This is a genomic window from Streptomyces flavofungini (assembly GCF_041028215.1).
GTDB lineage: Bacteria > Actinomycetota > Actinomycetes > Streptomycetales > Streptomycetaceae > Streptomyces > Streptomyces flavofungini_B.
Genome location: NZ_JASKYR010000100.1, coordinates 1 through 15,183 on the forward strand (window position 1 = coordinate 1; position 15,183 = coordinate 15,183).

Genomic DNA, 15,183 nt, shown 5'->3' on the forward strand with positions numbered 1-15,183 from the left:
GGGCCCAGCAGGGCGGTCGGTCCGTGCAGTCGGGGGAGGTGGGCGACGTCGAAGACGAACGGGAGCTCGACCGTGTGGGTGGCTCCGAGCTCTCCGTCCAGGGCGTGGGAGCGCCAGGCGAACTCGTAACGGTAGGTGGCGGACGCGGGGTGGGTCGCGTGGGCGTCGGCCAAAGCCCAGGTGCCCGCGCCGAACAGGGCGTCGCCCATGATGGCGGAGCGCAGCTCGGCGGAGGACGCCTCGGGACGTGTCGCCCGGTACGTCGCGATGAGCCGGGCCGGATCGGGGTGCGAGCGCGCCGCCGCGTCCTCGACGTCCCGGGTGCTTGAGGTGGCGTACCTGCCCACCGGGACCAGATAGAGGTGTCCCTCCTCGGTGTTGGTTCCGATGAGCAGGTCGACGTCGGCGCCGAGACCGGCGGTGACGGCCTCGGCGGGCTGGGTGTCGCGGACCAGGCTGAAGGCGCTGAGTCCGAGCAGCGGGTCGTGGTGCGTCCCGGTCCGCAGGTCGATGCCCGCGAGCTGGGACGCCGCCTCGACCAGGCGGCCGTCGGAGAGGTCGGCGAAGGCGTCGGCATGGGGCTCGACGCCCAGGGCGGTGGCTGCCGCTCGGGTGACCCGCGCGGCCTGCTCGGTCGTGAACGCCCCCAGGCCGCTCCCGCTCTGGACGATCGCCCGCCGGAAGAGGCCCGCCGCTTCGGGCGAGGCGAGCACGCCGCCGACGACGGTCGCCCCCGCCGACTGGCCGAAGAGGGTGACATGGTGCGGGTCACCGCCGAACGCGGCGATGTTCTCCCGTACCCAGCGCAGCGCGGCGACGACGTCGAGCAGCCCGCGGTTGGCGGGAGCGCCGGGGAGGTCGAGGAACCCCGCGATGCCGAGCCGGTAGTTGACGGTGACGAGGACGACGCCGTCGCGGGCGAAGGCGGAGCCGTCGTACAGCGCGGACCGCGTCGATCCGGCGACGAACCCGCCGCCGTGGACGAACACCATCACCGGCAGGGCGCTCCCCGCGGCCGGTGCCCAGACGCTGGCGGTGAGGTAGTCCTCGCCGCGGCTCCAGCCGGTGCCGAASTAGGGGGCCATGTCCACGCTGCCGAGTCGGCGTTCCGCCTGTGGCGCGTTGGGTCCCGGCACGGTGGCGTCCCGCACTCCSTCCCAGGGCTCGTGCGGCTGTGGTGGCGCGAACCGGGCGGCACCGAGGGGTGGTGCGGCGTAGGGGATGTTCAGGAATGCGGTGGTGTCGCCCCGGCGCAGGCCGCGGACGGCTCCCTGCGCCGTGGTCACGACGGGCTGGGGGTGGTGGTCAGTCATCTCTGGTGTCTCTCCGCAGGTCCGGTCCCGGGTTGGGCGGTCCGGTCTCAGGACCGCTCGGTGTACGGGGCGAAGGGGGCCCAGCCCTTGATGGCGAACTTCCCTCCCGCGCGCTCCACCTCGGCGGCGCCGGGACCGCCCAGATGCGCGGGGATCACGAGCGCGTTGTTGTCGGCCGCCCAGCCCAGCACCTTGCGGCGGGTGGCGCGGGCGCCCGCGGGGTCCTCGCAGAAGCAGCTGTTGCAGTCGGGCTCCAGGATCTGCACCGGGCTGTGCAGCATGTCGCCGACGAAGACCGCGCGGTCCGAGCCCGAGGTGAGCGTCAGTACGGAGGAGCCAGGGGTGTGTCCGGGAGCCGCGTCAAGGCGGAGCCCGGCGTCGATCCGGTGGCTGTCTTCCCACAGCAGGGTCTGACCGGCCTGGTGCACCGGGGCCACGCTGTCCTCGAAGACGTTCTGATTGCCGCGGCCGAGCAGCGGCTTGTGCCCGTTCTCGGGATTCCAGAAGTCGAAGTCGTCCTTGGGCATCAGGTAGGTGGCACGGGGGAACGTGGGCACCCACTGTCGGCCGTCCAGGTAGGTGTTCCAGCCGACGTGATCGACGTGGAGATGCGTGTTGATCACGATGTCCACGTCCTCGGGCGCGACACCTGCGCGCGCGAGGTTGGCCAGGAAGCCTGTTTCGAGACGGTTCCAGACGGGTGCGTACGGGCGGTCCTTGCCGTTGCCCACCCCGGTGTCGACGAGAATGGTCTTGCCTTCGCTGCGCAGCAGCCAGGTCTGGATCGCGGAACGCACGATGTTGGTCTCAGCGTCCAGGAAATGCGGGGCAAGCCAGTCCGCCCCCTCGTCCCACACGTCCTTCGGGCTCTGCGGGAAGAAGGTGTCGGGCGTCATGTCGACGGAACCGAAGTACTCCCAGACCCGGGTGACGGAAACCTCGCCCAGCGTGATGTGTGCCGGGTCTTCCAGGTGTGCCATGAGACGTCCTTACGAAAGTGCGAGTGCGGAAGCCGCTTTCCTCGAACCGTAGGAGCGGCCCCTACGCACCCGGTATCCGTCACATGACTGCACACGCGCGTACGAGGCGTACTCGGCTCAAGCACCTCCCTCAGCCGCTTGTAACCTGGCTGGTCAGGACAGAGCGGCTCCGACCGAACGGCGCAGATCCGGGAGACTCCGTGGACGTACGTACAGGTGACCGCGGAGCGGCCCCGGGGCCGGGTCCGGACTCGGGTCCGGGAGCAGGCCTCGCGGAGGAGGCGATCGTCGGCCGGGACGCCGAATTGACCCGCCTCTTCCAGACGGTGGACGCGGAGTCGACCGAACCGGTCCTGATACTGACCGGCGATATGGGCACGGGTAAGAGCGCGCTCCTTGAGCAAGCGGTGCGCCGGGCCGAAGCCGCCGGTGCCCGCGTACTGCGTGCGGAGGGCAGCGAGTCGGAGTCGCGTCTTGCGTTCTCGGCACTGCATCAGTTGCTGCGGCCGGTGCCTGAGGCGCTGGACGCGCTGACGGGCAGGCAACGTGCCGCGATCCGGTCCGCCTTCGGCGAGGGACCTGCCACGACCGACCCCGACCCCATGCTGCTCGGGGTCGCCGTCCTGAGTCTGCTGTCGGCCTTGGGCGAGCACCAACCGGTGTGCGTCGTGCTGGACGACGCGCAATGGATCGACCGCGCTTCCCTGGACGCACTGTCCTTCGCCGCCCGACGGCTGGACGACGAACCGGTGACCCTGCTGATCGGCGCTCGCGACGGCGCGCACCTCCCGGGCTTCGGCCGTTCCGCCCCCACACTCACCCCCACACTCACCCTGGGACCGCTCGACGACACCGCGGCCGGTGACCTCCTCGACCGGCAGCCGAAGAGCCCCACGGGTCGCATGCGAACGCGCGTCCTCGATCAGGCGGGCGGCAACCCGCTGGCACTGGTGGAACTGGCGCGCGCGGCCTCCGCGCACGTCACGGCCACGGGAGCCCCGTCGGCGGGGTCGTCATCCGTAGAGGCACCGCCCACGGGTCCGCTTCCGCTCGCCGAGCACCTGAAGCGGGTGTTCGCCGCCCGTCTGGACAGCCTTCCCGCCCCCACCGCGCGGGCGCTGCTGCTCCTGGCCGCCATGGACAGCGCGGACTCCGGCCGCACCGTCTCGGCGGGGCTGCCGCCCGCCGACGACCCGGCCTGGCAGTCGGCGGCGACGGCCGGGCTGATCCGGCTGAGCGGTGGTGGTGACGTCCGCTTCCGCCACCCGCTGATGCGGTCCGCCGTCTACCACGCCGCCTCCACCAGCGCCCGGCGCGAGGCACACCTCGCGCTCGCCGAGCTGCTGCGGGACGAGCCCGACCGGCGTGCCTGGCACCGTGCCGCCGCCTGCCCGCACCCGGACGCGGACGTCGCCGCCGAGCTTGAGCGCACCGCCGACCGGGCCAGGCGGCGCGGCGGCCACGCGGCGGCGGCCCGCACGCTCCAGCGCGCCGCCGAACTCGCACCCCGGCGTGAGGAGAGCGCCCGGTTGCTGGTCGATGCCGCCGCCGCGGCCGTGTTCACCGGCGACATCGCCTGGGTGGAGGAACTGGTCGCCAGGGCACGCGCGCGTACGGCCGACACGGCCCTGCTGGCCTCCGCCGCCGTGCAGGCGGGACGGCTGGCGGTCCTGACCGTGCGGCACGCCGTGGTCTTCGACCGGCTGTCCGACGCGGCCGAGGAGTTGCTGGTCTCCCGGCCCACCACGGCCCTCGACCTCGTGGCGGGCGCCGCAGTGGTCCGCTTCTACTCGGGGGAGGACATCCATCGTCACCGCGTCCAGGACCTCCTGCGACGCCTCCCCGTGAACGTGAACGCGAACGCGGACAGAGGCACAGGCGCAGGCACAGACTCGGGCACAGACACAGCGGCCGACACAGCCGCCGCCCACGCGGACCCGCGCACCTGGGCGCACACCGTCGCGGACCCCTTCGACGACCGTGCCCGCCACCTGCGCGCGTTGACCCGCCTGATGGCCGAGGCGGAGGCCCGGCCGGAGCGGCTCCTCTCCGCCGGGATCATGGCGTGGCTGCTGGACGAGACCCCGCAGGCCGTCCGTGCCTTCGACCGTGCCTTCGACCGCTGGGAGATGCAGGGAGCGCTGCCCGAGGGTCTTGGCGGCGCGGTCGCCTGGGCCTATGTCGAGCGAGGCAGGTGGGAACGGGCCCGCGAGGCCTGCGCCCGCACCATCGCGGTCGGCCGTGCGACCGGCCTGGATCACGCCGTCGCCTGCGCGGTCGCGGTGGACGCCACCGTGCTCGCCTTGCAGGGCGATGCCTCATCGGCCCGCGCCCGCGCCGAGGAGGCGCTCACCCTCATCGATCCGCTGGAGAGCCGTTCGGTCGCCGTCTACGCCCGCCGTGCGCTCGGTGCCGCGGCGGTCGCGGAAGGTGCCTACGAGCGCGCGTACCACCACCTCCGCATGGTCTTCACGGCGGACGGCGCGCCCGTGCACTATCACGCCTCCTATCCGGCCCTCGCTGACCTGGCGGCCGCCGCCGTACGCTCCGGCCGCACCGAGGAGGCCCTCGCGATCGTCGGGCGCTCGGCGTCCGAACTGGCCGACGACGCCTCTCCGCGACTGCGCGCGCTCATCAGCCGCGCCCGTGGCCTGCTGGCGGCCCCCGAGGACGCCGAAGCGCACTTCCGGGCGGCTCTGGCGGACCCGGCACTGGAGTACTGGCCCTTCGAGCGTGCACAGACCCTGCTCGACCTCGCCGAGTGGCTGCGGCGCCGTCGCCGTATCGCTGAGGCGCGGCAGCCGCTGACCGAGGCCCTTGAGGTCTTCCGCAGGCTGAGCGCACGCCCGTGGATCGAGCGTGCCCGTACCGAAGCGCGCGCCGCCGGACTGGATGCCACGGCCGCCGCCCCCGACGCGCTCGCCGGACTCTCCCCGCAACAACGGCAGATCATCCGCCTCGCCGCCCACGGACTGACCAACCGTGAGATCGGCGAGAAGCTCTTCCTGTCGCCGCGCACGGTCGGCTCGCACCTTTATCGCAGCTTCCCCAAGCTGGGCATCACCGCCCGTTCCCAGCTGCGCGACCTCATCGAGGGGCACCTCGCGACGGCGGCCCGATAGGGAGCGCGCGCCAACCCCGGCCAGCAAGGCGGCAGCGCGCGGATGGCCCTACCGGGCGTGTCCGTTGGCCTACCGGTGTGCCCGTTGGCCCTACCGGGCGAGCCCGTTCCGGTGGGCGATGGCCGCGGCTTCCGTACGGGTCGTGGCGCCGAGTTTGGTCAGGATGTGGGAGACGTGGACGCCCGCCGTACTGGGGGAGATGTGCAGGCGTTCGGCGATGCGGCGGTTGCTCAGGCCCTCGGCGATCAGGGCGAGCACATCGTGTTCGCGCGGGGTGAGTCGGTGGCCGCCCGCGTCCGTGGCGGGCCCGGCGGACAGGGCGATCTGCCGGGACAGGGGCGCCGCGCCGAGGGAGGCGGCCAGGTTTCCGGCCTCTTCGAGCAGGGCACGGCCGCTGTCGCGGTCCGGCGGTCAGCGCGGCCTGCCCGCCGTACAGCAGGCTGTGCGCCAGTTCATAGGGCTGGCCGAGCTCCCGCCACGCGCCGATCGCGCCCTCCCAGCCGGTGTCGTCGAGCAGGGCGTACAGATACGTGCGCAGCGCCCGCTCGTACGTCCCGTCCTCGCCGAGCCCGAAGACGGCGTCCAGGTCGCGCAGTTCCGCCCGCCTGGCCGCGACCGCCGCGCCGTGCGAGGCGCCGCGGGCCCGCTGCACCAGGGCGCCCGCGACCAGTACGGGGCGGGAGTCGATGCCGTGGAGTCCGGCGAGCCCCGGATCGGCGAGGGCGCGTCCGAGCAGCCGGTCGGCGCGTTCGGCATCGCCCTGGGCGAGCGCCAGCAGAGGCTGCCACTGGTACTGGTGGAACATGTGGGCGTCGTGCGGGGAGTCGGCGGTCTCGGCGAGCGCGGACTGCGCGGCCCGCACATCGCCGCGCAGCAGGGCCAGTTGCCCGCAGAGTGAGCGGAGGACCTGCTCCTGTACGGGTGGCAGGCTCGCCGTCAGCGTTTCGTCGAGCAGAGCGGCCGCCCGGTCCCAGGCGCCGGTCAGGATCAGTGCGCGTACCGCGTAGCAGGTCAGATCGGCGCCCCTGCTGAGGCCGAACCCGAAACGACGGGCTCGCTCGGCCCCGGCGAGAGCGGTGTCGATCGCGCGCCGGTGCTCGCCGCCGCGCATGTGCAGCGTGGCCTCGTACATCGGAACCGTCAGCAGGAGGTCCTGGCTCTCCAGGTGTGCGGCGAGGGCGCTCGCCTCGGTGAGGGCGTCGAGGTCGCGGTGGAGGGCGCCACGGCCGAGCAGGCCGCGCACGGTGACGGTGGCGTCGCCGGTGCGCCGCCCGCTGCACAGCGCCGCGGCGAACGCCTGGCGCGCCCTGTCGGAGCCCGGGAGCAGACCCATGGCCAGAATCCCGAGCAGCCTGCCGCGCTGGGTGTGGTCGGGGTCGTCCGGCAGCAGGCGCAGGGCTCGCTCGAAGTCGGGGGTGCCGATGATGTTCAGGCGGTGCAGCAGTCTGCCGCGGTGTTCCAGGAGCAGTGCGACGCGCTCCGGGAAGCGGCGCTCGTCCACGACGTCGAGACCGGCGCTTGCGTGCTCGACGCCGCGTGCGTAGTCGCCGCTGAACATGCAGGCCTCGGCCGCCTCGGTACGGACGCCGGCCAGGTCGACGCCCAGCTCCGGACCCACCCCGGGCGCGCGGTCCCACAGGTCGAGCACCTGCTCAAGGAGATGGACCTGGTCGGCGTGGGCGTAGGAGCGGCGGGCCTGGCCCGCGGCCCGGTAGGCGGCGGCGAGGGCGGACGCGTGATCTCCCGCCTCGGCGGCGTGCGCGGCCAGTTCGGCATAGGCGTCACCGTCGCTCAGCGCTGCGGCGTAGCGGGCATGCAGCCGGGCACGCTCGCCGGGCAGCAGATCCTCGTACACGGCGTGGCGGATGAGTGCGTGCCGGAAGGTGTAACCGTCACCGTCGGGGACCAGCAGTCCGTGGTCGACCAGGAGCCGGACGAGGGCGTCCAGGCGGTCACCGCTCTCCTCGGCCAGCTCCTCGAAAAGGCGGTGGGCGATCCGGCCGCCTGCGGCCGAGGCCAGGCCGAGCAGGCGGCGGGCCGGTGCGGGCAGGGCGCGCGGGCCTTGCAGGAGCAGCTCGCGCAGGCTGTCCGGGGTGCGTTCGTCCGCGTGGGCGAGCGCCTCGACGAAGAGCGGATTGCCCTCGCTGCGCCGGAACACGTGCTCGATGCCGCGGTCGTCCGGCGCGGTGCCCAGGATCGCCGCGAGCTGGCGCCCGACGTCCTCCCGGCCAAGTCGGGGCAGGCGCAGGGTGGTGGTGCGCGGCCCGCGGACCAGTTCGGCGAGCAGCGGTCCCAGGCGGCCGAGCCGGGTGGCGTCCGGCCGATAGGTGGCGATAAGCAGGATGCCGGGCCGCGTCAGGTTGCGGGCGAGGAAGGCCAGCAGTTCGCGGGAGGCCGCGTCCGCCCAGTGCACGTCCTCGACCACCACGACCAGGGGTCGCGTGGCGGCGCTCTCCTCGATGAGCGCGAGCACGTCCTCGTACAGCCGGTGCTTCCCGGTGTCCGCCGCGCTCGGCTCACCCAGCTCGGGAAACCAGCGCGCCAGCTCCCGGAAGGCGCGGCCGCCAGAGGTGACGGCTCCGCCCCTGATCAGCCGCCGCAGCACCGCCACGAACGGCGCGTACGCGAAGCCGTCTCCACCCGCGCTCGCGAACTCCGTACAGGCCCCTTCGATGACGGGAACCGACCCGTCGAGCGTCCGCGCGAACTCGGCGAGCAGCCGGGACTTGCCGATCCCCGCCTCACCGGCGACCAGCACCACGGCGGGCCCGTGCCCGACCGCCGTGCGCAGCGCGCCCGCCAGCATCTCCAGGGCCTCACCCCGGCCGACGCACACCGGACTGACCACACGATCCACCCCGACCCCCACCATGCCGAGCAGCATAAACGCACCCCGTAAATACCTGGGTCACCCGATGCGGCCGGGGTGTTTACCCGGCGACGGTGGACGCATGACGACAAGCGACGGCACCCGACACCCCCTGCGCACCATCGCGGCCCATGAGTTCGACGCCTGGGCGACCATGGTCACGACGACCTACGGCCAGGACTGGCGGGAGGGCGCCCTGCGCAACGCCGCCCACACCTTCGAACCGGAGCGCACGCTCGCCGCGTACGACGGCCCGGACATCGTCGGCGGCCTCTCCGTCTACGGCCGCACGCTGACGGTCCCGGGCGCCTTCGTCCCCGTCGCGGGCATCACGCTGGTGGCGGTCCTGCCCACCCACCGGCGCCGCGGCATCCTCACCTCGATGGTGCGCAGGCAACTGACCGAGCTGCACGCGTCGGGCGGCGAGCCGATCGCCGCACTCAACGCCGCCGAGGCCACCATCTACGGCCGCTACGGCTTCGGCGTTGCCAGCCACCTGGCGGTCGTCGACGCGGACAAGCGGGCCATGCGCCTGCGCCCGGAGACCCACCTCGGCTCCGGCACCATCCGCCTCCTCACCCCCGGCACGGCACGCCCGCTGTTCGAGAAGGTCCACGACCAGGCCCGACAGCGGACGGTCGGCTGGGTCGACCGCACCGAGAAGTACTGGAACGCCCGCCTCTACGACGAACCCGGCCACGTCCGTGACGGCGCAACCGCTCTGCGCTTCGCGGTGCACACCGAACCCGACGGCACGCCGAGCGGCTACGCGCTCTACCGCTCCCAGGGCGAGACGGTCCGGCTCATCGAACTGGCCGCCCTCACCCCCACCTCGTACGCCGCCCTGTGGAACTTCGTGCTCAGCCTCGACGCCCACAGTCGCCTCACCTACGACGCGGCGATCGACGAGCCGCTCGCCCACCTCCTGGTCGATCCCCGCCCCGCGCGCACCACGGTCGCCGACAATCTCTGGGTCCGCCTCGTGGACGTGGACCGGGCTCTGACGGCCCGCCGCTACGCCACCGCCCTGGACATCGTCCTCGACGTCCACGACGACGTCTGCCCCTGGAACACCGGCCGCTACCGGCTCCGGACGGACGGCCGCGAATCCGTGACCTGCGAGCGCGTCCACGGCGACCGCCCCGACCTGGGCCTGTCGGCCACCGAACTCGGCTCCGTCTACCTCGGCGGCCCCACCCTGGCGGCGCTCGCCGACGCGGGCCGCGTTCAGGAGCTGCGTCCCGGGGCGGTGGCCGCGGCCTCGGTGGCCTTCCGCGGCGCACGCGAGCCGTTCCACGTCTCCGGCGGCGCGTTCCCGGCCTTCTGACGCCGGTATCCGCATCCCTCCCTTCAGACCCCCACCAGGCCACCAGGACACCAGGCCAGAGGACTTCACCATGAGCATCAGCAGGAGCCCACGCACCCGGCACCAGCGCACCTTCCGCCTTGCCCGCGCTCTTTCTCCGCGCCGCGAGCCGCGCCCGCGCCGCACACCGGAGACGCTGCCTACCGAACACCCCGACATCTGGATGGCGGCGCTGCGGCTGCGCGGCTGAACCCCCCTGTACACAGCCACGCGGCGGGCGGCACGCGCCGTCACGCACTCCTTCCGTTTTGTCCTCTGGTCCCGACGCGCCGAGCAGGGCACCATCCTGTTGTTCCGCTCGCAACTTGTTCCACCTGCAACACAGCCGTCCCGCCCTCAGCACGGTCGACAGCAGGAAGGAATCGACATGCGTCTTCGCTCCGCGCTCTCCACGCTGGTGCTCACGGCCGGTGTCCTGATCGCACCCGGCTTCGGCGTCCTCGCCACCGCCACCGACGCCTTCGCCGCCACCAAGATCAGCCACGCGACCGCGACCTCCATGTTCCGTGCCTCCGGCATCACGTGGTCGTCCTCCGGCGGCTGCTCCGACCGCAACAGACCGACCTGTACGTCGTTCGACCAGCTCAACATGGCCACCGCGCAGGGTGCCCAGACGCTCAAGAGCGCCAGCGGCTGTGCCCTGAACATCACGGGCGGCACGGAGACCGGCCACGCCAGCGGCACCTACTCCCACTGGAACGGATACAAGCTCGACTTCGGCAAGAACACCTGCGTCACGAGCTACGTCAAGAACACGTTCACCTACATCGGGCCACGCGGTGACGGAGCGCCGCAGTACAAGTCCGGTTCGGGCAACATCTACGCCGACGAGGGCAACCACTGGGACGTCCTCTACTACAACTGTGGCGGCTGCTGACCACACGCCGGTCCAGCGAGGCAGGTTGCAGGTTCGGCCAGGCCGGTCCGGCGACGCCAGGGGTCACCGCAGCGTTGTCAGTGGGCTGAAGTATTCTTCCGGCCACCGCACACCGACCGGGGGGACCGAGAGAATTGCCTGGCCTGACTGCTTTTCCGCTGCCGTTCCAAGCTGCCCGAGCCATGTCCGTCGCATCGCCGCGAACGCTGCGCGAACTGGAGATGATGCGGTGCAGCGCACATCTCCGGGCGAAGCCGGGGTGGTTCGACAAGAGGACCGATGCCGACATCGTCGCCAGGTGGACGCGGGAAGCGGTCGACCAGGGGCTCACCGAGGCGCAGGTTCGCTACGTACTCGCCGAGCTGGCGCACTACGCCGCGCTGCGGGACGAGCGAACCGGCGTCGAGGTGTCGGCCGTCGACGGCGTATGGCAGTCGGACACCCTGGTCGACGACAAGCTCCGGGCCCGGCTGCGCGAGGCGGTCCGCGTTCTGGAGGAGGTCCCCGACGCCGAGAAGGACTGGCATCCCGGATCAAACGGTCAGGTACTGGACCTGGTGCATCCCTCGCTGTTCTGCCTGGTGCGCGAGGTGAGCGGCGGGCCCGAGCGCGCTTGGCGCAACCCGACCAACCGCTACTCGAAGCACGAGTTCTCGGAGAAGTTCCAGTGGCTGCCCACGGACGTCGACGTCAGTGAGGACGGCGCTGTCGCCTTCCGTTCGTACATCAACAACGTCCATCCCGAGACCCACCGCGCACTGGCCTCCGTCGTGCCGGACGTGTTCGCGCGCATGCTCCCCCTGCTGGAGAACGTGCTCACCGATCTTCGCCACCCACGCCCCTTGCGCATCGACGCCGATCCCTACGGGTGGTACGACACGGAGCCGGAGTACCCCGACAAGGCGGCCTTCAGCGACGAGGAGGCGTACAGAGAGGCGTACCACGCCTGGCAGGAGGCCCAGGACGCCTGGTATGAGAACCGCCGCCCGTCCATCCCCGACGCCCCGGCCTACACCCCGCCGAAGCCGCCCGAGGAATCGGCCCGTGTCACCCTGCGCGGCCGCCGTCTCCAGGTGATCGTCAAGCTGGCCACCATCCACCTCACACCGGACAGGCCCGACTACGCGGGCGGTTCCTGGCACGTCGAGGGAATGCTGAACGAACGGATCGTCTCGACCGGCATCTACTACTGGGACAGCGAGAACATCACCGAAAGCCGCCTGAGCTTCCGGACGGCACTCGACGACCCGGAGTACGAACAGAACGACGACGCCGGGGTGCGTGAGGTGTACGGCCTGGAGAGCGAGGACGCACTGAACCAGGTGCTGGGATCGGCGCCGACCCCGGCGGGCCGCTGCCTGGCCTTCCCGAACGTCCTTCAGCACCGCGTCGGCGCATTCCGCCTCGCCGACCCCACCCGCCCGGGGCATCGCAAGATCCTCGCGTTCTTCCTGGTCGACCCGTCGGAAGAGATCGTCTCGACCTCCGATGTGCCACCGCAGCAACCCTGGTCCCCGACCTCGACCATGACGCTTGAGCAGGCGAAGAGCCACCGCGAAGAACTCATGAGGGAACGCAAGTTCTTCGTCGACGAGCACAACGAGCAGCTCTACGAACGAGAGTTCTCGCTCTGCGAGCACTGACGCGCCGCCCCCGCCCGCCGGAACCGGCCTGTCAGCCGCGCGTCAGCGGGCAGTGCCAAGGTCGGCCGTCGCTGTGCAGCCGGAGCGGGAGCGGAGCAGAGGGGGCGGGGCGTCGTGCGTGCTGGTCGTCGCCGAAGAAGGCCGGAAGCGGGCGCCCGGCGGAGATTCCCGGGGAACGGTCCGCGGCGCTGGTGCCCGGCCGTGGTGTCGTTCCTGCTGCTGGCAGGGGCCGTGGGCGCGGCCCCCACGGCCTCGGCGGCGGGCACCGCGACCACGGCGGCAGCCGTCCCGCGCGTGACCGAGGCAGCCGTCCCGCGCCTCCCGGTGCCCGGCCCGCGAGGCGTGGACATGCCCATCAACATCCTCAACGCCGGGAGCGGCAAGTGCGTGGAGGTCGCTGACTCCTCCTCGGCCGACGGGGCGCCCGTCCAGCAGGGCGACTGTGCCGGGCAGCCCGGCGCGCGCTGGCTGCTCCGGACCTCCTCGGTCGGCGGTGGAGCGGTCCTGGTGGTGAACGCCCGCAGCGGCAAGTGCCTGGCCGTGGAGACGCGGACGGTCCCTGGCGGGCCCTCGGGGCCGCGGATCGAGCAGTGGAGCTGCACCGGTCACCCCGGGGTGAACTTCCTGCTGGACAGCCGCGATGAGCACGCCTGGATCCGGTCGACGCGGCAACTGTACGAGCCGTGCCTCGGGGTGGGAACGCCGCCTCCCGCACCGGCGCCAACTGGTGGGGCAGCCAGACGAGACTGACGGCCGGGGACTACGACGGCGACGGCCGCGACGAACTGGCGGCGTTCTGCGGTTACACCGACGGATCGGTCTCCCTGTGGCGCTTCGAGACCACCGCGCAGGGCGGCTTCACCACGCCGACCGTGCAGTGGAGCGCGCCGAAGGACACCTGGCACTTCGACGAGAGCCACTTCGTCTCCGGCGACCACAACGCCGACGGACGTCAGGACATCCTGCTCTTCAAGGGCACCAGGGACGGCTCGGTGACCTTCCACACCCTGCTGGGCGCGGACGGGCCCGGCTTCTCCGCCCCGCACACCTCCTGGTCCCGCCCGCCGGGCAACTGGTGGGGCCACGAGGCCAAGCTGACGGCCGGGGACTTCGACGGGGACGGCCGCGACGAGGTGGCCGCGCTGTACGGCTACGGGGACGGCTCGGTCTCCCTGTGGCGCTTCGCGGCGAACGGCCAGGGAGGCTTCGAAGTCCCCTCGGTGGCCTGGCACGCGCCCCCGGGCACCTGGACCTTCCGCCACAGCCACGTCACCTCCGGCGACTACAACGGAGACGGACGTCAGGACATCGGCCTCTTCAAGGGCGAGAACGACGGAGTGGCCGCCCTGCTCGCCCTGCACGGCAAGGCCGAGGGCGGCTTCACGAGCCCGCTGAAGTCCTGGGAGCGTCCGCCGGGTTCCTGGTACGGCGACCACGTCAAACTGCCCGTCGGCTGACGGGCCGCCCAGTCATATAGGCAGGTCAAGCGCCACCTTGACCCTGACGCATGACCTACGGGCCCCGAACGAATGACTGCGCGTGCGTACTCCGGCGCGCAGCGCCGAAAGCCCGCTATCAAGGCCCCATGACCAGCACCAAGACGGACGGACCGCAGTCGGGCGGGCCGCGCGGACGACTCCGGGCGGCAGCTCCGCTGTTAGCGGCCGCCGCGGTCCTGTACAACGCCTGGCTCCTGGAGTCCCTCGTACCGACGGGCCTGGACGCGCGGCACTCCTACGTGAGCGAGCTCTACGCGGCGGACGGCGCGTACCGATGGCTGTTCGGCGGCCTGGAACTGGTCTGCGCCACGCTCGTCGTGGCGGGCGCCGTGCTCGGCGCCACGACGGCGGCCACCGGTGACCGCGCGGCCCGGGCCGGGTGGTGGGCGCTGGCCGGGCTCGGCGTGTGCTCCGTGGCCGATGTCCTGATGCCGATGACGTGCACGCCGTCGTTGCGGCCCGGCTGCCGCGCCGTACACCCCACCCACACGCTCACCAGTGCTCTGGTGCACTGCTGCCTCTTCGCCTCCATGGCGTTGATCGTCTGGGCCGCGCGGAGGCGAGGGCATCCCCCGCTCATCGCCCGCTGGGGGATGCCCGTCGCCGGGGCCGCCCTGGTCTCGTCGCTGTGCACGGTCGGGCCCCTGATCGGTCACGGAGGCTGGCACGGCGTCGCCCAGCGGTGCCACCTGCTGCTGGTGGGCGCGTGGCTGGCGCTGCTCGCGCACCGGGCGTGGACAGCGCGGCCCGTACCGGACGCCCCTCCCGGCCCACCGGCGCGACGCCCGGCCGTCGGGTCGGCCGCGCGCGTCGCCTCCCTCGACGGGGCGCGGGACGGCCCGCCCACGCCGTCAATCTCCTCGGGGCCGCCCGAGCGGGCGGAGTGAGGAGCCGCCATGGACGCGTCCGCGCTGTCCGCCGCGTGCGCCGTGCTGACAGCCCTGGCCAACGCCGCGGGTACCGTGCTGCAACGGGTGGCCGCCCGTACCGTGCCGACCCAGGACGCCTTCAGCGTCCGCCTGATCCGGCACCTGGTGCGCAACCGCGCCTGGCTGGGAGGCATCGCCGTCATCGTCGCGGCGGCCGCGCTACAGGCCCTGGCCCTGGCCTTCGGGCCGCTCTCGCTCGTCCAGCCCATCCTGGTCCTCGAACTGCCCCTCGCCCTGGTCCTGGCCCAGCTCTTCACCCGTACGCCGATGCCGAAGGGCGGCTGGACCGCCTCCCTCATCACCACCACGGGCCTCGCCGTGTGCCTGGGCGCGGCAGCTCCTGTCGAGGGCGACAACGTCGTGTCCGGCGTGCGCTGGGCCACCGCGCTCGTGGCCGTGGGCCTGGGCACGAGCACCTGCATCACCCTGGCCCTGACCCGCCCACGGGGCACGGCACGCGCCGCGCTGTTCGGCACCGCGTCCGCACTCGCCTACGCGCTCACCGCCACGCTGATGAACGCCGCGATCGGCGTCCTCACCGACTCCGGGGCCCGTGCCCTGGCCACCGCGTGGCAGACCTACGGT

General features: G+C 72.5%; 12 protein-coding genes. 9 read left to right on the forward strand and 3 right to left on the reverse strand.

The genetic code is table 11. The features are described from left to right. Positions 1-1,313: carboxylesterase/lipase family protein (locus tag AB8Z36_RS09875; protein ID WP_369212848.1), on the reverse strand; the 1,313-nt coding region annotated here is incomplete at its 3' end. A gap of 47 nt (positions 1,314-1,360) precedes the next feature. Then, positions 1,361-2,293: an MBL fold metallo-hydrolase gene (locus tag AB8Z36_RS09880; protein WP_369212849.1), complete on the reverse strand. Its 933-nt coding sequence runs from the start codon at positions 2,291-2,293 to the stop codon at positions 1,361-1,363. A 200-nt stretch (positions 2,294-2,493) separates the two neighbouring features. Here AB8Z36_RS09880 and AB8Z36_RS09885 point away from each other — a divergent pair, with 200 nt between their 5' ends. Beyond that, positions 2,494-5,415, forward strand: coding sequence for a helix-turn-helix transcriptional regulator (locus AB8Z36_RS09885; protein WP_369212850.1), 2,922 nt, complete (start codon positions 2,494-2,496; stop codon positions 5,413-5,415). Here the strand turns inward: AB8Z36_RS09885 and AB8Z36_RS42275 are convergent. Continuing rightward, positions 5,381-8,287 (reverse strand): ATP-binding protein, encoded by a 2,907-nt coding sequence (locus AB8Z36_RS42275; RefSeq protein WP_440581887.1) that lies wholly within the window; start codon positions 8,285-8,287, stop codon positions 5,381-5,383. The two genes, AB8Z36_RS09885 and AB8Z36_RS42275, sit on opposite strands and share 35 nt — an antisense overlap. Positions 8,288-8,366: 79 nt before the next feature. Between AB8Z36_RS42275 and AB8Z36_RS09900 the strand changes: the two genes are divergently transcribed. The 8 genes from AB8Z36_RS09900 to AB8Z36_RS09935 form a co-directional block, all read left to right on the forward strand. Beyond that, on the forward strand, positions 8,367-9,611 hold the full coding sequence (locus AB8Z36_RS09900) for a GNAT family N-acetyltransferase (RefSeq protein WP_369212851.1): 1,245 nt from the start codon (positions 8,367-8,369) through the stop codon (positions 9,609-9,611). 70 nt (positions 9,612-9,681) lie between these two features. Next, the gene (locus tag AB8Z36_RS09905; RefSeq protein WP_369212852.1) at positions 9,682-9,840 is read left to right on the forward strand and encodes a hypothetical protein; all 159 of its coding nucleotides are present in this window, start codon (positions 9,682-9,684) and stop codon (positions 9,838-9,840) included. Positions 9,841-10,017: 177 nt separating this feature from the next. Beyond that, positions 10,018-10,527 carry a hypothetical protein gene (locus AB8Z36_RS09910; RefSeq protein ID WP_369212853.1) on the forward strand — a complete coding sequence of 170 codons (510 nt, stop codon included), beginning with the start codon at positions 10,018-10,020 and terminating at the stop codon, positions 10,525-10,527. Positions 10,528-10,661: 134 nt separating this feature from the next. Continuing rightward, the gene (locus tag AB8Z36_RS09915; RefSeq protein WP_369212854.1) at positions 10,662-12,170 is read left to right on the forward strand and encodes a DUF4246 domain-containing protein; all 1,509 of its coding nucleotides are present in this window, start codon (positions 10,662-10,664) and stop codon (positions 12,168-12,170) included. Between the two features lie 201 nt (positions 12,171-12,371). Then, positions 12,372-12,920: an RICIN domain-containing protein gene (locus AB8Z36_RS09920; RefSeq protein WP_369212855.1), complete on the forward strand. Its 549-nt coding sequence runs from the start codon at positions 12,372-12,374 to the stop codon at positions 12,918-12,920. Further along, entirely contained in the window at positions 12,854-13,627 is a 774-nt protein-coding gene (locus AB8Z36_RS09925) for an FG-GAP repeat domain-containing protein (protein WP_369212856.1), read from the forward strand. The genes AB8Z36_RS09920 and AB8Z36_RS09925 overlap by 67 nt, the downstream gene beginning before the upstream one ends. Positions 13,628-13,755: 128 nt before the next feature. Then, positions 13,756-14,556, forward strand: coding sequence for a DUF998 domain-containing protein (locus AB8Z36_RS09930; RefSeq protein WP_369212857.1), 801 nt, complete (start codon positions 13,756-13,758; stop codon positions 14,554-14,556). A gap of 9 nt (positions 14,557-14,565) precedes the next feature. After that, positions 14,566-15,183 (forward strand): DMT family transporter (locus AB8Z36_RS09935; RefSeq protein ID WP_369212858.1); only part of this gene is annotated, 618 nt, incomplete at its 3' end.